General features: G+C 56.6%; 16 protein-coding genes. 7 read left to right on the top strand and 9 right to left on the bottom strand.

Features of this window, described 5'->3' with window-relative positions:
• Window positions 1-178: 178 nt before the first annotated feature.
• Complete coding sequence (locus tag AC2FI7_RS17375; protein ID WP_029622026.1) at window positions 179-1,612, top strand: cache domain-containing protein; 1,434 nt, start codon at window positions 179-181, stop codon at window positions 1,610-1,612.
• The gene (locus tag AC2FI7_RS17370) at window positions 1,612-2,259 is read left to right on the top strand and encodes a response regulator transcription factor (protein ID WP_010442161.1); all 648 of its coding nucleotides are present in this window, start codon (window positions 1,612-1,614) and stop codon (window positions 2,257-2,259) included. The genes AC2FI7_RS17375 and AC2FI7_RS17370 overlap by 1 nt, the downstream gene beginning before the upstream one ends.
• Window positions 2,260-2,342: 83 nt before the next feature.
• On the opposite strand, the gene AC2FI7_RS17365 is transcribed toward AC2FI7_RS17370, so the two are convergent.
• Window positions 2,343-2,723 (bottom strand): bleomycin resistance protein, encoded by a 381-nt coding sequence (locus AC2FI7_RS17365; RefSeq protein WP_010442160.1) that lies wholly within the window; start codon window positions 2,721-2,723, stop codon window positions 2,343-2,345.
• A gap of 51 nt (window positions 2,724-2,774) precedes the next feature.
• Window positions 2,775-3,620, bottom strand: coding sequence for a HalD/BesD family halogenase (locus AC2FI7_RS17360; RefSeq protein WP_496816332.1), 846 nt, complete (start codon window positions 3,618-3,620; stop codon window positions 2,775-2,777).
• 425 nt (window positions 3,621-4,045) lie between these two features.
• Between AC2FI7_RS17360 and AC2FI7_RS17355 the strand changes: the two genes are divergently transcribed.
• The 3 genes from AC2FI7_RS17355 (at window position 4,046) to AC2FI7_RS17345 (ending at window position 7,446) form a co-directional block, all read left to right on the top strand.
• Window positions 4,046-5,797 carry an acetolactate synthase 3 large subunit gene (locus AC2FI7_RS17355; protein WP_029622025.1) on the top strand — a complete coding sequence of 584 codons (1,752 nt, stop codon included), beginning with the start codon at window positions 4,046-4,048 and terminating at the stop codon, window positions 5,795-5,797.
• A gap of 67 nt (window positions 5,798-5,864) precedes the next feature.
• Window positions 5,865-6,425 carry an acetolactate synthase small subunit gene (gene ilvN, locus AC2FI7_RS17350; RefSeq protein ID WP_010442156.1) on the top strand — a complete coding sequence of 187 codons (561 nt, stop codon included), beginning with the start codon at window positions 5,865-5,867 and terminating at the stop codon, window positions 6,423-6,425.
• A 382-nt stretch (window positions 6,426-6,807) separates the two neighbouring features.
• Complete coding sequence (locus AC2FI7_RS17345) at window positions 6,808-7,446, top strand: helix-turn-helix domain-containing protein (RefSeq protein WP_158005273.1); 639 nt, start codon at window positions 6,808-6,810, stop codon at window positions 7,444-7,446.
• 25 nt (window positions 7,447-7,471) lie between these two features.
• On the opposite strand, the gene AC2FI7_RS17340 is transcribed toward AC2FI7_RS17345, so the two are convergent.
• The 7 genes from AC2FI7_RS17340 to AC2FI7_RS17310 all read right to left on the bottom strand — a co-directional run bounded on the left by AC2FI7_RS17340 (window position 7,472) and on the right by AC2FI7_RS17310 (window position 16,756).
• Window positions 7,472-8,269 (bottom strand): DUF2189 domain-containing protein, encoded by a 798-nt coding sequence (locus AC2FI7_RS17340; RefSeq protein WP_010442154.1) that lies wholly within the window; start codon window positions 8,267-8,269, stop codon window positions 7,472-7,474.
• Between the two features lie 29 nt (window positions 8,270-8,298).
• The gene (locus AC2FI7_RS17335) at window positions 8,299-9,696 is read right to left on the bottom strand and encodes an amidase (protein ID WP_010442153.1); all 1,398 of its coding nucleotides are present in this window, start codon (window positions 9,694-9,696) and stop codon (window positions 8,299-8,301) included.
• Window positions 9,697-9,800: 104 nt separating this feature from the next.
• Window positions 9,801-10,508 carry a M50 family metallopeptidase gene (locus tag AC2FI7_RS17330; RefSeq protein WP_496816329.1) on the bottom strand — a complete coding sequence of 236 codons (708 nt, stop codon included), beginning with the start codon at window positions 10,506-10,508 and terminating at the stop codon, window positions 9,801-9,803.
• Window positions 10,509-11,636, bottom strand: coding sequence for a peptide chain release factor 2 (gene prfB / locus AC2FI7_RS17325; protein WP_010442151.1), 1,128 nt, complete (start codon window positions 11,634-11,636; stop codon window positions 10,509-10,511).
• A gap of 87 nt (window positions 11,637-11,723) precedes the next feature.
• Entirely contained in the window at window positions 11,724-14,210 is a 2,487-nt protein-coding gene (locus AC2FI7_RS17320; protein WP_010442150.1) for a penicillin-binding protein 1A, read from the bottom strand.
• 95 nt (window positions 14,211-14,305) lie between these two features.
• Window positions 14,306-15,526 carry an N-acetylmuramoyl-L-alanine amidase gene (locus AC2FI7_RS17315; RefSeq protein ID WP_010442149.1) on the bottom strand — a complete coding sequence of 407 codons (1,221 nt, stop codon included), beginning with the start codon at window positions 15,524-15,526 and terminating at the stop codon, window positions 14,306-14,308.
• Between the two features lie 66 nt (window positions 15,527-15,592).
• A complete protein-coding gene (locus AC2FI7_RS17310) occupies window positions 15,593-16,756 on the bottom strand; it encodes a pyridoxal phosphate-dependent aminotransferase (RefSeq protein ID WP_496816326.1) in 1,164 nt (387 codons plus the stop codon).
• Here AC2FI7_RS17310 and AC2FI7_RS17305 point away from each other — a divergent pair.
• Window positions 16,755-18,140: a M48 family metalloprotease gene (locus AC2FI7_RS17305; RefSeq protein WP_496816324.1), complete on the top strand. Its 1,386-nt coding sequence runs from the start codon at window positions 16,755-16,757 to the stop codon at window positions 18,138-18,140. The genes AC2FI7_RS17310 and AC2FI7_RS17305 overlap by 2 nt on opposite strands.
• On the top strand, window positions 18,137-18,895 hold the full coding sequence (locus tag AC2FI7_RS17300) for a DsbA family protein (RefSeq protein ID WP_010442146.1): 759 nt from the start codon (window positions 18,137-18,139) through the stop codon (window positions 18,893-18,895). Before AC2FI7_RS17305 ends, AC2FI7_RS17300 begins: the two co-directional genes overlap by 4 nt.
• Window positions 18,896-18,978 lie beyond the last annotated feature (83 nt).

Below are 18,978 nucleotides of genomic sequence, written 5' to 3'. Positions count from 1 at the left end.
GCCTAGTTCCGCACACATGAATGTGAATACCTACTACTACGTAGCCAGTCAGATTTTTTTGGATTTGAGGGCGCAATTCGGGCTGATTTCGCGTGCCCAGCGCTAAATCGCGTTGCCTGAGGTCACTGATCAACCAATCTTTTTGCAATTTCGCTGCGGCTTGCGTATCGATTCGATCATGAGAGGTTTCCGGAATCTCATCTCGCTGACCTACGCGCAGAAATTGTCGCTGGTCGCTGCCATCCCATTGATCGCGGCGGTGGCTGCGATCGCCTTGGTGGTCGCATATGAATCCCGCGCAACCGCTGAAAGCGAGATCCAAGCGCTTGAACGCCGCCTGATCGAAGCCAAGAAGGACGAACTGCGCAACTACGTCACACAGGCGCGCAACGGGTTTGCCTATATCTACGGCCGCGCCTCGCCCGATGACGAGGTGGCGAAGAACCTGGTCACGCAAATCCTTTCGGCGATGATCTACGGCAAAGACGGGTTCTTCTTCGTCTACGATTATGACGGCAACAATCTGGTCAGCCCGCGCCAGACCGAGTTTATCAACCGCAACTGGGTTGGCCTAACGGATAGTGATGGCACGCCCATTGTGGATGAGTTCATAAGCCTCGCCCGCCAAGGCGCAGGATGGCACAGCTTTATGTGGCAAAAGCCTTCAACCGGGGAAGAGGCGCAGATGATCGCCTATGTCGTCGGCCTTCAGGATTGGCGTTGGGTGGTGGGCACAGGCGTTTTCATCGACGATATCGTCGCCACAGTCGCCAACGCACGGGCCGAGGTCGAGGCGCGCGTGCAGCGCACATTCCTCTATATCGGGGGTATCGTTCTTGCAGCCGTACTGATCGTCTTTGCATCCGGAATGTTGCTGAATTTTCGCGAACGCAGGTTGGCTGACGCCAAACTGAAGGAACTGACCCAGCGCGTGCTTGATACCCAAGAGGAAGAGCGCGGGCGTGTCGCCCGTGAATTGCACGATGGCATCAGCCAAATACTGGTCGGCGTCCGTTATGCGCTGGACAATGCCCGTCGACGGTTGGGCCGCGGAGACGACGCAGCCGCGCAAGCTCCGCTGCAAACAGGTATCGATAATCTGGCCACCGCCATCACCGAGGTCCGCCGTATTAGCCGCGATCTGCGCCCCGGCGTTCTGGACGATCTGGGTCTTGGGCCTGCCCTAAAAGCACTAACAGACGACTTCAGCGAACGCACCGGGATCGAGACCGAGTTTTCGACAGTCGTATTCCGTAACCGGCTGGATCAGGACAGCAAGATCGCCCTTTATAGGATTGCACAGGAAGCCCTGACCAATATCGAGCGCCACTCAGGCGCGACCCGTGTTACCATAGATCTGCGGGGTCATAAGAAAGGCGCCACGATGCGGATCACCGACAATGGCCGCGGATTGCGTAGCGAACCCGGTCAAGTCAGCGCCGGGATCGGATTGCGCAACATGCAAGAGCGGATTGAGCAGCTTGACGGCAGCCTGCGTATCCTCTCCTCTCGCGGCGGACAAAGCGGCACTGTGATTGAAGTCAGCCTGCCACTCAGCCATATGCTCCCACCGCAGGAAGATCCAACGCCAAAACGAAAGGCCGGTCTCTGATGTCCGACACGACCACCCGTGTACTTATAGTCGACGATCATCCCATGGTCGCCGAAGGCATTCAGTCACTACTGGAAAGCTTTGATGAAATAGACGTGGTTGGCACGCTCTCAAACGGGCAAGAGGCGGTTGATCAGGCGACCCAGCTCGAACCAGACGTGATCCTGATGGATCTCAACATGCCCGGTCTCAGCGGGCTCAACGCCACTGAGATTATCTTGGAACGCCTGCCTGAAACCCGCATTCTGATCCTATCAATGCACGACAGTCCCGAATATATCTCGACGGCGCTCAGTCACGGAGCCAAGGGCTATATCCTCAAGGACGTTCCGACCGAAGAAATCAAGCAAGCTATCGACGCGGTGATGCGTGGCGAGCGCTATCTCTGCACCGGCGCCAGAGGTTCTTTGGAACCGAAAGAAGGTGACACGCGTGAAGCGCTAACCGGGCGCGAACAGACCATCTTGCTGGAACTCGCGCAGGGCAAATCCAACAAAGAAGTCGCACAGTCTCTGGATATTTCTGTCCGCACGGTCGAAACCCACCGTAAGAATATCAAACGTAAACTGGGGATCTCTTCGACTGCCGGTTTGACCCGCTATGCGCTGGAACACGGCGTTCTGCAGGGCACCAGCCCCGGGCTCTGACCGCAGCGCGATACGCGCTGCCCGGCCCAACCGGAAAAGGCGCGCCGAATGGCGCGTTGATTACGGGCGGGAGCCATGCCCGGTTACCTGGGGCGAATGTCCTGACCAAAGAAGATCAGCGTTCCATCTTCGTCGATCACATGAAATTCGCGCTGCTGATAGGGCTGATCGAAAGGCGGGCGCACGCGGCCTTCTGGCAAATCGGCCAACTGCCCTTTCATCTCTTCATAAAGCTCATCAATTCCGTCGACATCAATATAGAAGGATTGGTTATCACCCAATGGTTTACCATCCGATCGCGGCGGGCATTCCAATAAACGAATGGCAACTTGATCCAACCTTAGAAACGCATAGTTCTCCTGCCTGAAATTGCAGGTAAATCCCAGCTTCTTGCAATAAAACTCAATCTGCGTGTCCAAAGACGAACAAAGAACAAATGGTGTGAGTTGCAGTATTTGCGACATTAATGGTTTCTCCGCAGATAATATGGTGGCCAGTCTAGCCTCTCGCTTAACTCAATCCAGCAATTCGTCATCCCGAAGCCCGGCACGCGCGTAATGTTGGGGCAAAACCCGACCATAAAGTTGCCGTGTACGCTCAACCCCGCCGCACATCCCTTCGGTTTCTACAAATGAAAAAATTCCGACATAGCGTTTGCGGTCGCCCTCGACCGGAGCAACCCGGTGCAAGGCATAACGCCCTTTGAAAATCTGCAGGTCTCCTGGTTGCAGTTCCAGTTGGTGCACACCCCTCCTGCTGCCATCCAAAATCGCAGCGACGCCATTAAAATTTTCGTCCTCACTGGTCCGCAGGTTGGCTGCATATTCGAACGCACCGCCTGCTTCACCATTCTGAATTGCCAGCGTCACAGTGTAATTATTGGTGTCGAAATGCCACGGAAAGCCGCCTCCCTTCTCGACCACATTGATGATCACGTCCGCCAACGGATCGTCATATCTAAAGAACCGATCCTCTGGCTCGTTCAGCGCCTCGCGGATGAAGGGCATGAAACCTTCATACTCGTAAATACGTCGCAAAGGGCTTGAGGCTGCAAAGTTATCCGCTGGCACAAAGGCATTGGACCGGTCGAAAAACCGTCGGATCGGATGCCCGATACCAAAGCTCGGGTCGTCCTGAGTGAAATAGGCATTCGTGCGATTGAATGACCGATGCGCCTTGGGAGCGACCTCGTCGGCCTCGGCAATCAGTTTTTCCAATCCCTCTTCATGCACAAAGGACGGCAGGACTGCACATCCATCAACATCCAGATCCCGACGCAGGTCCGCAATCAACTGCCTATATCCATAGGAGTCAGGCCGATCGATCGGATATCGCCCTAAATCTACAAGATCGTGCAACATGTCTGACCTCCCGATGTAGTGCTGTTTTCATCAGCCTGCCTCAGCATCGGGGGTTGCTCTGGTCTGTTTCAGACATGGACCTGACGCAATCAGACCAGCCTCACGCTACGTCATGCACTCAAAATTTCACCCAAATTTCACGGATGTTTCTCGATCTGCGTCATTTTGCGCAATAAAGTAACAAAAAATATAAACACTGACTTACAATATTTTTGTATTTGCCTGTTGACGCCCCTTCCCCTCAAACATAATGTCCCTGCACGCAAAGAAGGAGCCTCTGGCGATGAAAGCGCTAGTCGTAATCGTAGGAAACACGCGCATGGGCCGGTAACGGTAAACCATAATCGAACCCATGCGCCTCCGAAAATCTCGGGGGCTTTTTTTTGGCAACACGCAAGACACATGTCGCGAACGGAGCAAAGCAGATGACACGTGAGATGACCGGCGCAAAGATGGTAGTTCAGGCCCTCAAGGATCAGGGCGTGGACACAGTTTTCGGATACCCCGGTGGCGCCGTCCTACCGATCTATGATGAGATTTTTCTGCAAAACGACATTCGCCACATTCTGGTACGGCATGAGCAGGGTGCGGTACATGCCGCTGAAGGCTATGCCCGCTCAACCGGCAAGCCCGGCGTTGCCTTGGTTACATCCGGTCCCGGTGCGACAAATGCGGTGACCGGCCTGACCGATGCGTTGCTGGATTCGATTCCGATCGTTGTTCTGACCGGTCAGGTTCCGACCTTCATGATTGGCTCTGATGCCTTTCAGGAAGCGGACACCGTAGGCATCACCCGCCCCTGCACCAAGCACAACTGGTTGGTGAAGGATACGGACTCGCTGGCGGCAACAATGCATGAAGCCTTCCACGTGGCAACCGCGGGTCGTCCCGGCCCGGTGCTGGTCGACATTCCGAAGGACGTTCAGTTTGCCTCGGGTGAATACACGACGCCAAAACCGTCAACCTCCCACTATCAGCCAGTATTGAAGGGCGATCTGGAAGAAATCACCGAACTGGTCGCGGCAATCGAGACCGCGAAGAAACCGGTCTTCTATACTGGCGGCGGAGTCATCAATTCGGGCCCTGCAGCCAGCCAGCTGTTGCGCGAGCTTGTGGACGCAACCGGCTTCCCGATCACTTCGACCCTGATGGGGCTTGGGGCTTATCCGGCCTCGGGTGAAAACTGGATCGGTATGCTGGGGATGCATGGGCTCTACGAGGCCAACATGGCGATGCATGATTGCGATCTGATGATCAATATCGGCGCGCGCTTTGACGACCGTATCACCGGCCGTATCGATGCGTTCTCGCCGAACTCGATCAAGGCCCATGTGGATATCGACCCATCCTCAATCAACAAGGTGATCCGGGTGGACATCCCAATCGTTGGCGATGTTGCCCATGTGCTTGAGGATATTCTGAAAGTCTGGAAGGCACGCGGTCGCAAAACAGATGCTGCCAATATCAAACAGTGGCAGGACCAGATCAACAAGTGGCGCAAAGTTAACTGCCTTGCCTTCACCAACAGCGAGAAAACCATCAAGCCGCAATACGCGCTGCAACGGCTTGAAGAGCTGACAAAGAACCACGATCGATACGTCACGACTGAGGTTGGACAACACCAGATGTGGGCGGCTCAGTATCTCGGCTTTGAAGATCCAAACCGCTGGATGACATCGGGTGGTTTGGGCACAATGGGCTATGGTTTCCCCGCCTCGATCGGTGTGCAGATGGCGCATCCCGATGCGCTGGTTATCAACGTGGCAGGTGAAGCGTCGTGGTTGATGAACATGCAGGAAATGGGCACCGCAGCACAGTACCGCTTGCCGGTGAAGCAGTTTATCCTGAACAATGAACGCCTTGGCATGGTGCGCCAGTGGCAAGAGCTGCTGCATGGCGAACGCTATTCGCACAGCTGGTCCGAAGCACTGCCTGATTTCGTCAAACTCGCCGAGGCCTTTGGTGCCAAGGGTATCCTGTGTTCCGACCCAGCAGATCTGGACGACGCGATCATGGAGATGATCGACTATGACGGCCCTGTGATCTTTGACTGCGTGGTCGAAAAGCACGAAAACTGCTTCCCGATGATCCCATCAGGCAAAGCCCATAACGAAATGCTGCTGGGCGAGGCCGAAACGCAGGGCGTAATCGATAGCAAAGGCTCGGTACTGGTTTAACAAAATTCGACGAATTTTGTCGGGCGCTTCGGTGCCCGGCCATCGAAAGATGATGAAAGGGACGTAAATGTCTGCCCTACAAATCAAAAAAGGCGCAACTCGCCATTCTGCTTACAACCTACGCCCAACTTTCTCGGACGTGCAGGAACAGCATACAATTGCTGTTCTGGTTGAAAACGAACCGGGCGTTCTGGCGCGGGTGATCGGACTGTTCTCGGGCCGCGGCTATAACATCGAAAGCCTCACGGTCGCCGAGGTGGATCATACAGGCCACCTGAGCCGGATCACGATTGTCACCACCGGCACCCCGCAGGTCATCGAACAGATAAAGGCGCAGCTCGGGCGCATCGTCTCAGTTCGCGATGTCCATGATCTGACCGTGGAAGGCGCCTCGGTCGAGCGCGAACTGGCGATTATCAAGGTTGTCGGCGAAGGAGACAAACGGGTCGAGGCGTTGCGTCTGGCCGATATTTTCCGCGCCAATGTGGTCGATAGCACGCTGAATTCATTCATTTTTGAAATCACCGGCGCGCCAGACAAGATCGATGCGTTTGCTGACCTGATGCGCCCTCTAGGGCTAATCGAAATCGCCCGGACCGGTGTTGCTGCCCTGCTGCGTGGTGACTGACATTTTGGCGCCATCCTCGGCTGTGCTTGCCCAGCCGAGGACCCGGCAACGCGATAAGCTTAAACAATAATCCGAAACTAGCCTGTATTCCGCGCAATTCACGAACAATAACATGTAAAAGATCATGCAAATAAACTGAATCACTATTGATTTTGCATGACGTAACGTTAGCCTGACCCGCGTAGCGGGGCCTCATCCGGCGCCCCCATTTGTCGTTTTACGATTTCTGACTGACGTGCAGCCACTGTGTTGACGTCTTCTTGTTATTTCGAATCTCAAGCAGAACCGTGGAATTGACGTGACCGACAACAATCGCAGCCCTGCTAAATTACGTAGAATGTTTGGCGCGAACCTTCGGCAGCTTGCACAAAGATACCCATCGGTGTCTGAGCTATGCCGCCAGCTGGGAATCAATCGAACGCAGTTCAACCGATATCTGGCCGGTGAGAGCTTTCCGCGCCCGGATATCTTGGACAGGATTTGTCAGTTTTTTGATGTCGATGCGCGTATCCTTCTAAAACCATTGGATGAAATCGAGCCCCACGCCACGCATCCGGCGGTAAATGTCATCGATCGTTACCTCTCGGCTAACGTCGATACGACGTTTGCGACCGGCTTTTACCAAGCCATTGAGCGTGACCAGACAGCCGCGAGCCAGCCCCATCACCGACTGTACCATGTGCGTGAGATCTTCAATTGCACCCTGCTACGTGGTTATGACCCCTGTTCCTCAGTATCCGAGAGACCCGCCACGCGTGAGGTTCGGGGTATCGTGTCTTATGCAGATGGAAAGATTTGCGCGTTGATTTCACGAAAGGGCGCACAAGATCGTCGAATGATGGTTCTGACTGAAACAAGCGAAGAGAACGGCACCCGATTGTTGGGCTATGTCTATCGGCTGGCAGAAGGATCCGAGCTAGGCCAGAGCACCCAACGGGTTGAGCTACGGCACTTGGGACATGACCTGTCGGCTGCGTTGAGATTGGCGCGCAAAGCAAAACGCTCAGCGCACCCGCGCTAGGGCACTCTGACCTGAGATTGCGCGTTCAGGCACTCTCAGGTTCAGCAGTTTCTGATGTTCCACCATCCGAGATCAAACGATAGAGATGCCAGCTTGCGTGTCCAAGCAACGGCAGAACCAGAAACAGACCCAAGAACCAGGGCACCATCGCGAGAAATGTGACAATCGCGATGAATCCACCCCACCCCAGCATCACTTTCATGTTCGCCTTGACGTAACCAAAGCTTGAGATCATCGCTGTCACGAAATCTAATTCGCGATCCAGCAACATTGGTATCGATAGTACCGTGATCATGTACAAAATGATCGCAAACACGGCACCGACCAATGTGCCCAAGGCTAACATGCCCAAACCATTGGGGGTCAGAAAGACTTCAAACGAAGTCGAGATGTTGGTCATCGTGGACAGACCCATGAACAGGGCAAAGATCATGTGACCCAGAAAGAACCAGAACAGAAAAATCACCACTATGATCGCGCAAATCGACGGCAGTTGCCTGCGGCTTTGCTGAACGACGACGCCGAATATCGCAGCAGGGTTCAACGGTTCGCCCTGCTCCAATCGGTGCGACACCTCGTACAGTCCTACGGCGGCGAACGGCCCGATCAAAGGAAATCCGATTGCGGCCAGAACCAGCCAGAATGATGTACCGGTCTTTAGTGTAACCCAGGCCATGAGCCACCCGGCCAAGACGTAAAAACCAGCAAAAAGAAGCCCGTATAGCGGCGCGCTGCGAAAATCTTGCCAGGCGCGACGCAGCGCTTGTTTCAGCATCGCAGTATCGACCGGTTTCAACGTCGGCACACCAAAGGGTTTATTCATTCCTGTTTGCTCCTCCCAGGCATTTCTTTCTACATGGCGGGGCGTTTCTGTGGCCAGTGCGTTTCTGCGTGATAAGCGGCGCCCATCGACAAGATTTTCGCATCCGATCCACGTGGGCCAAATAGTTGCAGCCCCATCGGCAACCCATTGGCCCCAAACCCGGCTGGAGCTCCCAAACAAGGTAGACCCAGCAGGCTGACTGGCGTCACAACCTGCATCCAGCGATGGTAGGTATCCATCCCCTGCTCTTCGATTTTGGTTGGGTATGGTGTTTCGATCTCGAATGGCCAGACCTGCGCAGCTGGCAATACCAGAGCGTCATAATCAGCAAATATCTCTGCCGCGCGTCTGTGCCAGTCTGATCGAATAACACTGGCGCGGTGCACACCCATGGCGCTGAAAGACAGCCCACGCTCCAACTCCCATTGCGCTGTATCTTTGAGTACGGCTTTATCCCGAGCCAGAGGCTCAAGCCCAGTTGCCACGCTCCACGAGCGCAAAGTGATCCAGCTGTCCCAGATCAGGTCCGCATCAAAGGGTGGTTCAAGCGTCTCAACCCGCGCGCCGTTTCCTTCGAAAACCCGCAACGCATCTCTGCAAAGCTCAAGTATGCCCGGCTCATGTGGAAACGCCCCGCCCCAGTCACCCAGCCAGCCGATACGCATTCCAGTCAGATCGGCGGTCTGAACGGGGGACACCGCTACGACCTCGGTGCTCAGGGGCATTCTTGGGTCTGGACCAGACATCACGTCGAGCAAAAGCCCGATATCTTCGGGGCTGCGCGCCATCGGTCCCAATGTTGAAAGCTGGTGCAGATAGCTGTCGCCAGCTGGTTCGGAAGGAACTCGCCCCCAAGTAGGCCTGAAACCATAGACGTTGTTCCAAGCCGCAGGGTTGCGCAAGCTGCCCATCATGTCGGACCCGTCGGCCAGCGACAGCATGCCCGTCGCCAACGCCACAGCCGCGCCACCCGACGAGCCGCCACAAGATTTTGCCGTATCGTACGGGTTGCGGGTTGCGCCATAGACGGGGTTGAACGTGTGCGAGCCAAGTCCGAATTCCGGCGTATTGGTCTTACCGATCAGGATCGCTCCGGCTGCGCGCAACCGGGCGGCCAACAGATCGTCAGTTTGTGGGACATGATCCTTGAACAATGGCGAACCCTGGGTCGAGGCGATCCCCGCCACATGCACCAGGTCTTTCACCGCGATCGGTAGCCCGTGCAGCGACCCACGCGTGAGGGCCGCATCCGCCGCCCGCGCCTCTTCCATCAAAGCGCCTTCCTCTCGGAGCGCGACAATCGCGTTCAACGGGCCATTCACCTCAGCGATCCGGTCCAGTGTCGCGCGCATCAACTCAACTGCTGAAAGCTGACGGTTGGACAAGCTATCGAGAATGTCCTTTGCAGAGGCTCTGTTCAGATCCATGTGGGTTGGCCCTTTGCCTGTTCCCGATCAGCCTAACGACGTGGTCGGACCATTTAAAGCCACTGTTTAGATGTATCTTTTTTGGATGTGAGCAAAGGTTATGCTCACTTGATCCTGACGTCGATCCGGACATTGCTATCGCGGCCAAGCATGTTCCTCAGGCCAAAGATGATCATGACTAGGCTGATTATCAGCCACAGCCCACCCCACATCATTGTCGTTCCACCGAACTCGTCGGCCAGCATGTACGCGTCTGAACGCAAGCCCGAGCGCCGGATGGTGTCATCGAAGATATCAAAGGGCACGTAGATCATGCTGGTCAATCCAATGACTCGCAAAATCAGATCGCACAGACTACGGCTCAGGAGCCAGGCGATCGCCACCATCACCACGCCGCTGCCCGCACAGAACGCCATGGCAAACGGGTCACGGATATACAGCAGAGTGACCACCAGCATGACGCCACCAAAGAGACCAAGCGCCATCCGATCGGCATTCGTGCGTAAGGCGATCATCAGCAGCCCCATCCCAAGCATCAATGAGCCCAGATACCCGGCTGAAAGGCTGATAAACCGGTTGCCGCCTCGGCCGACCACCAGACCACCCTGTTGCGGTGAGACCGAGAAGCTTTCGACCGATCCTCCGGTCAGAACGATAGCAAGGGCGTGCGAAAGCTCATGCAGAAAAACAACCAGGATTTTCAATGGAAGCGCTAGCATCGTGCTCCAGAACACAAACACCAACGCAACAACGATGATCAATTGCCAGTGGCCTTTGATCAGGTTTGCAGCAGAGGTCAGGTGCTTTCGCAACTAGCCTTCGCCTTGCGCCTCGGACCGGCTTTTGCCCGAGACATTCAGCGCCAGCGTCGCTGCCATAAACTCATCAAGATCGCCGTCCAGTACGCCCTTGGTATCCGAGGTTTCATGGTTGGTTCGCAGATCTTTAACCATCTGATAGGGCTGCAGCACGTAGGACCGGATTTGGTTGCCCCAACCCGCATCGCCCTTGGCCTCATGCGCTGCGTTAATGTCAGCATTCCGGCGATCCAGCTCTTGCTGATACAGCCGCGATTTCAGTGCCTTCATGGCGATATCGCGGTTCTGATGCTGCGATTTCTCGGAACTCGTCACGACAATCCCAGTCGGGATGTGCGTGATACGAACCGCCGAGTCTGTGGTGTTTACGTGCTGACCACCCGCGCCCGAGGACCGGTATGTATCGATGCGGATGTCCGAAGGATTGACCTCGATCTCGATATTGTCGTCCACCACCGGATAAACCCAGACCGAACTGAACGAGGTATGACGCTTTGCCGCTGAGTCGAAAGGCGAAATGCGCACCAGCCGGTGCACACCGCTTTCCGATTTCAACCAACCATAGGCGTTGTGGCCGGTGATCTTGTAAGCGGCAGATTTGATGCCCGCCTCTTCCCCCGCCGTCTCGGATTGTAGCTCGACCGTATAACCCTTTTTCTCGGCCCAACGCACGTACATCCGCGCCAGCATCGAAGCCCAGTCACAGCTTTCCGTACCTCCGGCGCCGGAGTTGATCTCAAGAAACGTATCATTACCGTCGGCTTCACCATCCAGCAGCGCCTCAAGCTCTTTCTTGGCGGCTTTGGTCTGCAGGCTTTTGATGGCGTTCTCAGCGTCGGTGACAACCTCTTCGTCCTCTTCCATCTCGCCCAATTCGATCAGTTCGATATTGTCGCTGAGATCGGTTTTGATGGATTCGTAGGTCTCGATTGCGTCGACCAGCATCTGACGCTCGCGCATCAGTTTTTGCGCGTTTTCAGGATTGTCCCACAGGTTCGGATCCTCGACACGCGCGTTGAATTCCTCCAACCGGTGCGGTGCGGTTTCATAGTCCATGCGCTGCGCCAGCAGCTCCAGCGACTTTTCGATTTCCGCCACAATATTCTGGGTTTCGGCGCGCATGGTCAGGTCCCAACTTGCTCAATCAGGGTTGCGTGATAGCAAGAGGTGCAGGCCACCACAAGACGACTAAATCGAGAAGTTGGGCAGTCAGTAAAGCCCGCCACCCTGCAGTTCACCCTGGCTGGCATTCGGGCCAACCGTGATCGTATCGCCAGTCGAGGTGGTCACCTGACGGCCCGAGCTGGCCTCTTCAAACAACGGCAGGTCCGAGCCCATCGCGAAGCCTCCATCATAGATGCGGTCGATGAAGCCGTCGACGCCATCACGGAAATACTCGGCCACCACGTATTCTCCGCTGGCATCTTCAGGTAGGCGCGCGCCGCTGAACCGGTCGATCTTGATGAAGTGGCCGCCCGGAGGCACTTCGAAGGGGCCACCGCCGTATTTCTCGACTGCCTTTTCCATAAAGCTTTGGAATACAGGGCCACACAGGGTGCCGCCATAGGCCCCCCGGCCCATCGGGCGCGGGCGGTCATAACCGATGTAGCAACCAGCCACGATGTTTGAAGTGAAGCCGATAAACCACGCATCCTTGGATTCGTTCGTTGTGCCGGTCTTGCCCGCCGTGGGCACGGGCAAGTTCACGACACGCGACGCGGTGCCGCGATCCACCACGCCTTTCATCATTGAAGTCAGCTGATAGGCGGTGATGGCATCCATGACCTGACTGCGATCGGTAAGGATCGTGGGCGATTCATCGGGCTCAAGCCAGCTGGAGTTACAGTCCACACACTGGCGATCATCATGGCGATAGATGGTCTTGCCGAACCGGTCCTGAATACGGTCAACCAGAGTCGGCTCAACCCTCTCGCCGCCATTGGCGAACATCGCATAGGCAGCAACCATTTTATAAAGCGTGGTTTCCTCGGACCCCAGTGAGTTCGCAAGGAATGCGCCCATACGGTCATAAACGCCAAACCGTTCGGCATACCCTGCAACAACGGGCATGGTGACCTCTTGCGCCAAGCGGATGGTCATCAGGTTCCGCGACATCTCGATCCCGGTGCGCAACGGCGTCGGACCATAGAACTTGTTCGTCGAGTTCTTGGGGCGCCAAAGGCCCTGCGGCGTATTCACCTCGATCGGCGCATCCACAACGATGGTAGCAGGGCTGTAACCGCTATCCAGTGCCGCTGCATAAACGAAAGGTTTGAAGCTCGACCCGGGTTGGCGCTGCGCTTGCGTGGCGCGGTTGAACACCGTGTCCTGATAGGAAAACCCGCCCTGCATCGCCAGCACACGGCCCGAGTTCACATCCATCGCGACAAAGCCGCCTTGTACTTCGGGCACCTGACGGGCGGACCATTGGCCCTCTTCCCCTGCCATAACTAGAATGACATCGCCGCGTTTGAAATTGTCTTGGAAATTGCCCTGCATCCACTTGATGTCTTCGCGGGGGACGGTGCCATCTGCTGGGCCATCTTCGATCCCGACGGTCAGGGATTGGTCGGCCACGTTCAGAACGACGGCCGGATACCATTGCGTCGGCAGCACCACGTCGCGGGGGATTTCCATGATCGCCAGCGCCTCGCGCCACTGAGCTTCATCTGCCAGCTTCTCTTCCGGGATCACCTCACCCGTACCACGCCATTTCCCGCGCGAGAGGTCGTATTTCTGCAGCGCCGTGCGCAGGGCTTTCGCCGCTTCGACCTGCATTTCTTCATCAACTGACGCCCGGACGGTGAAACCGCCAGTGAAGAACTCACCTTCACCAAAATCCTCGCTCAACTGGCGACGGATTTCATCGGTGAAGTAATCACGGGGCGGCAGCGCGGTGCGGAAGCTTTCGAAATCGCCGTTCTGGACCGAGCGCAGAGGCATCTCGACTTCGGTTTCATAGGTCGCCTGATCGATGTAGCCATTCTGCTGCATTTCGCGCAGCACATAGTTGCGGCGGTTGAGCAGACGTTCTTTCTGACGGACCGGATGATAGTCGGAAGGTGCTTTCGGCATGGCGGCCAGCATTGCGGCCTCGTGTGGTGCCAGCTCTTGCAGGGTCTTGTTGAAATAGGTCTGCGCGGCGGCTGTCACGCCATAAGAGTTCTGGCCCAGAAATATCTCGTTCATATAGAGTTCGAGGATCCGTTCTTTGTCGAGCGTATCCTCAAGCCGGGTGGCGAGGATGATTTCCTTGATCTTGCGTTCGGCCCGTCGGTCACCAGACAGCAGGAAGTTCTTCATCACCTGCTGCGTAATCGTAGACGCACCACGTACGGTTTCACCTTTGGTGCGCACGGCCTCGACTCCGGCGGCGATAATTCCGCGCGGATCATATCCTTGGTGGGTATAGAAATTCTTGTCTTCCGCCGAGATAAACGCCTGTTTCACCAGATCGGGGATTTCCTCGGACGGCGTGAACAGGCGGCGCTCCTGTGCAAATTCGTCGATCAACTGACCTTCGCCCGAGTAAATCCGGCTGATGGTCGGTGGCTTGTATTGCGCCAGTGATTCATGACTGGGCAGGTCGCGCCCATACATCCAGAACACCGCGCCAACGACCAGCGCGGCCATAAAAATACCCAAGGTCACGAGGCTGAAAATCGCCCCGAAAAACGAAAGAATGAACCGGATCACGTTACTGCCTTTTACTCGCGGTGACGCCTATATAGTGTCGCCCCCTCGCAGGGTCAAAACACGAAAGGCTACAATGGCTGTTTTGCGCCGCTACGTTATTGACCAATCAGCGATCGTTTCACTAAATCGACCTGACGCCAGTTCTCAAGCCCCTGCACTAGCCCGCGCGCCATCGAGGCCCGCCAGTCCGGATCAGAGATGTTCTTGAAATCACGCGGGCTGGACAAGAAACCCAGCTCGACCAGAACCGATGGAATATCCGCGGCCTTCAACACCGAGAATGACGCAGACCGCAGGGGTCTGCGATTCATCGGCCCACCCTGTTGTGCCATACCATCGACCAATGAACGTGCCAGCGCTTTGCTGCGCGGTTTGGTCTCTTGCCGGGCCAAATCCAGCAGCACATCAGCGACCTGATCGTCCGCACCGCTCAGATCGATACCCGCAATCAGATCGCCTCGGTCATGCCGTTCAGCCAGCTTCTGGCTGGCAACATCCGAAGCCTCTTCTGACAGCGTGTAGACGACAGCCCCATGCGCCAACCCTTCGGAAAGCGAATCCGCATGCAGCGAGATGAATAAGTCCGCCCCGGCCCTGTGCGCCAAAGCAATGCGCCGCTCTAGCGAGACAAACTGATCGTCGACGCGTGTCATCACCACTTCGTATCCGCCTGTACGCAGCAGCGCCTCGCGTAGTTCGCGTGCGAAGGTCAGCATCAGCGTTTTCTCATTGGTATCAGCGACTTCGGCACCCGGATCGATGCCCCCATGGCCGGGGTCCAACATGACAAGCAACACATGTTGATCAACGCGCCCGGGCATCGCCGGTGTCACCGCGGGTTCCGGAAGGTCCCACCCTGGCTGGCGCGGAGCACCCGCGCTGGCCGCGAAACTGTCAAAGTCAGTCCCTTTCAGATGCAACGACAAATGTGCAGCACCCGTCACTTGATCAATCCGCAGATCGGCGGTTTCTACAGCCAAAGGAGCACCAAGCTCCAGCACTAGGCGCGACCAGCCGGGCACATAGGCTCCGTACTGAACACCACTGATACGGTCAGTTTGAAGGAAGGTCCCGCGGTCCAAACCAGACCAATCGACCTCCTGGAAATCCAGCACCATCCGGTAGGGATCACGCAATGTGAACACGCGGTATGGCACACCCTGGCTGAGGCCAAGGTCCAGCCGCACCCCGGTATTGCCCTCATCGACGATGCGGCTCTGCTCCGGAAGGGCGCGTGCAAGTGCGCTGAAGTCCTGCGCGATAGCAGCACCAGTCAGCGCCCAGATCAGGGCGATTGCGTAGAAAATCCTGCTCATGGCCTCAAGTTATCCCGAGATCGTTTGACGAAGAGACTATCGTATAACCCCGCCTTTGTGAACGCTTTAGGCCGTTTGCGGGATCGCGCCTCGCTCGGCCATAAATCGCTGCAGCCGATCCAGCCCATCCTGAATGTCTTCGGTCGACCGCGCATAGGAAAAACGCAACGTCGTGTGCCCGCGCACCGGATCGAAATCCAGCCCCGGTGTCACTGCAACCCCGGCCTTGTCCAGAATCTCGGCCGCAAAGGCACGGCTATCCTGCGTCAAATCCGAGACATCCGCATAGACATAAAACGCCCCATCCGGTGGTGCGATGTTGGTAAACCCGGCCTTGGGCAACCCATCCAGCATCAACAGACGATTACGGCGGTAAACATCCAGATTGGCCTGCAGCTCATCTTCGCAATCCATCGCAGCCAATGCCGCCACCTGGCTCGCATGGGGGGCACAGATGAACATGTTTTGGGCAATCCGCTCGACCACGCGCACCTGATCTTCGGGCACAACCATCCAGCCAACACGCCAGCCGGTCATCGAGAAATACTTGGAGAACGAGTTGATCACATAGCACTCATCCGTCAGCTCCAACGCAGTGAAGGCTTTGGCTTCGTATTCCAGCCCGTGATAAATCTCGTCACTGATGAACGACGCGCCCTGCCCCTGCGCGGCTTCGATCAGTGCCTGCATCGCGGCATGGTCCAACATCGTTCCTGTGGGGTTCGCAGGTGAAGCAACCATCAAACCCTGCAGATCGAGCCCCGCGAAATCAGCGGGCACTGGTTGCAGCCGGTTTTCAGGCGCAGTCGGCAGATCAACCGGAACCAACCCCAGCGCCTTGAGGATTTGCCGATAAGACGGATACCCCGGTGCCCCGATCCCTACCCGATCACCGCTGTCGAAAAGCGCCGTGAAGGTCAGCAGGAACCCGCCGGACGACCCCGGTGTGATCACCACCCGTTCGGGGTTAAGATCAACATTATACCACTCGCCATACAACCGCGCGATCCGCTGCCTGAGCGCGGGCAAACCCAAAGCCACCGTATACCCCAGCGGCCCTTGCTCCATGGCCTTGGCCAAAGCTTCGGTCGCCCCTTTAGGTGCCCCGGTTCCCGGTTGACCAACCTCCATATGAATGACATGACGCCCGGCCTCTTCTGCCTTGCGTGCGGCCTCCATCACATCCATCACGATGAAGGGATCGACCCCGGAACGGGTTGAGTTTCTCATGGCCATCTCCCATGTTGCAGCCATGGCTTTTGAACGCTTATCCCGGCTGGCGTCAATCCCGGCCGTGTTGCTGATCGCAGTGACGTGGTTGGTCAGTGTCGTTCAGACCAACGCGCAAAGTCTGATCCGCGATCCCGATATAGAACACGGCCTACGAGAACTGGCCTTTCCGATCTTGCGCGCGGCTGGCCTGAACACCAACCGGGTTAGGGTGCTGGTGGTAAATGACAGCGTATTCAATGCTTTTGTAATAGACTACAACACCATCTACCTGAATTACGGTCTGATCCTGACCGTCGAAACCCCCGAGATGTTGCAGGCGGTGATCGCGCATGAGGCCGCCCATATCGCCAACGGTCACCTTGCACGCCGTTCGGAAAACCTGCGGGCGGCACAGCGCAACGCGCAGCTTGGCACGCTGCTGGCGCTTGCGGCCGCAGCAGCGGGCGGCGGAGAGGCTGCGGCGGGCATTGCTGTGGGCACTCAGGCTTCGGCATTGCGCAGTTTCTTGGGGCATACACGCGCCGAAGAGGCCTCTGCCGATCGCAGCGCTGCCAGTTATCTGCGTTGGGCTGGGATCTCACCGCGCGGGATGGTTGATTTGCACCGCAAGTTTGCCGGGCAGGAACTGCTGAGCGAAATCAGGCAGGACCCGTATATGCGCTCGCACCCAACCAGCCGAGAGCGCCTTCGCGCGGCTGAGACGTTTCTGGATCAATATGGTGACAAAGCTAAAAAGAACCCAAACGCAGATTACTGGTTTGCCCGCGTAAAAGGAAAACTGTCAGCCTTCTTGCGATCCCCGACCTGGACTCTACGCCGTGCAGCCGAGGAAACCGACCGCGACATCCGTCTGATGCGTGAAGCATCGGCCTACCACCAGAACCGAGACCTGTCCCGCGCCCGCGCCGCGATTGACGGAGCGTTGGCAATCCGCCCCGATGATCCGTTTTTCTATGAACTGAAAGGCCAGATTCTGCTGGAGAACAGACGCCTGAGCGAGGCTGTTGCAGCCTATGGTGCCGCAGTCGATATGGCACCGAACAATTCTCTGATTCTGGCGGGATACGGGCGCGCTCTGCTGGTGGATGGCCAAACCAAGAAAGCCCTGCAAGTTCTTGAAAAAGCAAGGGCAAGAGATTACCGAAACGCCCGATTGATGCGTGATCTTGGCTTAGCCTATTCGCAGGTGGGCAACAATGGAATGGCGTCTGCTGTGACCGCAGAGCGGTATGCGCTGCAGGGTCGTCTTGCTGATGCTGGCATCCATGCTAAACGCGCGGTCGCGCAACTCCCCGAAGGCTCTCCGGGTTGGCAAAGGGCGCAGGATGTGCTGATTGCCTCGGAGCGCCTGAAAAAGAACAAAAGAAGGAAACGGAAATGATCCTGAGACATGCTGCACCGGCCCTATTGGGTCTTTCCCTGATCACCAGCCCCGCGCAGGCGCTCGACCTGAACGCCATGAGCGACGCAGAGAGAGCCGAGTTTGGCGCGCAGGTGCGCGAATATCTGCTGGCAAATCCGGAAGTGATCATCGAGGCGATCAACATCCTTGAAGAGCGCAACGCCGCAGCCGAGGCGAATGCCGACAAAGAACTCGTCGCTGCCAATGCGGAAGACCTGTTCAACGATGGGTATAGCTGGGTGGGCGGCAACCCAGACGGCGACATAACTCTGGTCGAGTTCATGGACTATCGCTGCGGCTATTGCCGGCGCGCCATGCCCGAAGTGGCGACCCTGCTGGCCCAGGACGGCAATATCCGTCTGGTTATTAAGGAATTGCCAATTTTGGGCGATGCCTCGGTCGTATCATCCCGCTTTGCCATCGCGACCAAACAGGTGGCGGGAGATGAAGCATACAAACAGGTTCATGATGCCCTGCTGGCCTTTAGCGGTGAGCCGTCCGAAGTCACACTGCGCCGCATCTCTGACGGGCTGGGACTGGACAGCGACGCGATCATCGCGGCGATGGACAGTGAAGAAGTCACCGAGGAGATCGCCAAAACCCGCGCGCTGGCACAAAAACTACGAATCTCTGGAACGCCTTCATTTGTTCTGGGCACTGAAATGCTGCGCGGTTACCTACCCGCAGATCAGATGCTGCAGATTGCGAACGGAGTTCGTGCAGAACAAGGTTAAGAGCAGGGGTTGGAATGCTCGCCCGACGTTCACTTTACCGATGGGTTCAACTCACCTTTGGCCCAACAGCCATCTTCATTGGA

The sequence above is a fragment of the Ruegeria sp. YTSA064 genome (assembly GCF_059610325.1).
Note: the sequence above shows the minus strand (reverse complement) of the source record. Positions and strands in the feature narration are given on the sequence as shown.

Bases quoted from the DNA above. Each gene is read 5' to 3' on its own strand.
- AC2FI7_RS17375 (WP_029622026.1), top strand. From the start codon at position 179: ATGAGAGGTTTCCGGAATCTCATCTCGCTGACCTACGCGCAGAAATTG.
- AC2FI7_RS17370 (WP_010442161.1), top strand. From the start codon at position 1,612: ATGTCCGACACGACCACCCGTGTACTTATAGTCGACGATCATCCCATG.
- AC2FI7_RS17365 (WP_010442160.1), bottom strand. From the start codon at position 2,723: ATGTCGCAAATACTGCAACTCACACCATTTGTTCTTTGTTCGTCTTTG.
- AC2FI7_RS17360 (WP_496816332.1), bottom strand. From the start codon at position 3,620: ATGTTGCACGATCTTGTAGATTTAGGGCGATATCCGATCGATCGGCCT.
- AC2FI7_RS17355 (WP_029622025.1), top strand. From the start codon at position 4,046: ATGACACGTGAGATGACCGGCGCAAAGATGGTAGTTCAGGCCCTCAAG.
- ilvN (WP_010442156.1), top strand. From the start codon at position 5,865: ATGTCTGCCCTACAAATCAAAAAAGGCGCAACTCGCCATTCTGCTTAC.
- AC2FI7_RS17340 (WP_010442154.1), bottom strand. From the start codon at position 8,269: ATGAATAAACCCTTTGGTGTGCCGACGTTGAAACCGGTCGATACTGCG.
- AC2FI7_RS17335 (WP_010442153.1), bottom strand. From the start codon at position 9,696: ATGGATCTGAACAGAGCCTCTGCAAAGGACATTCTCGATAGCTTGTCC.
- prfB (WP_010442151.1), bottom strand. From the start codon at position 11,636: ATGCGCGCCGAAACCCAGAATATTGTGGCGGAAATCGAAAAGTCGCTG.
- AC2FI7_RS17315 (WP_010442149.1), bottom strand. From the start codon at position 15,526: ATGAGCAGGATTTTCTACGCAATCGCCCTGATCTGGGCGCTGACTGGT.
- AC2FI7_RS17305 (WP_496816324.1), top strand. From the start codon at position 16,755: ATGGCCATCTCCCATGTTGCAGCCATGGCTTTTGAACGCTTATCCCGG.
- AC2FI7_RS17310 (WP_496816326.1), bottom strand. From the start codon at position 16,756: ATGAGAAACTCAACCCGTTCCGGGGTCGATCCCTTCATCGTGATGGAT.
- AC2FI7_RS17300 (WP_010442146.1), top strand. From the start codon at position 18,137: ATGATCCTGAGACATGCTGCACCGGCCCTATTGGGTCTTTCCCTGATC.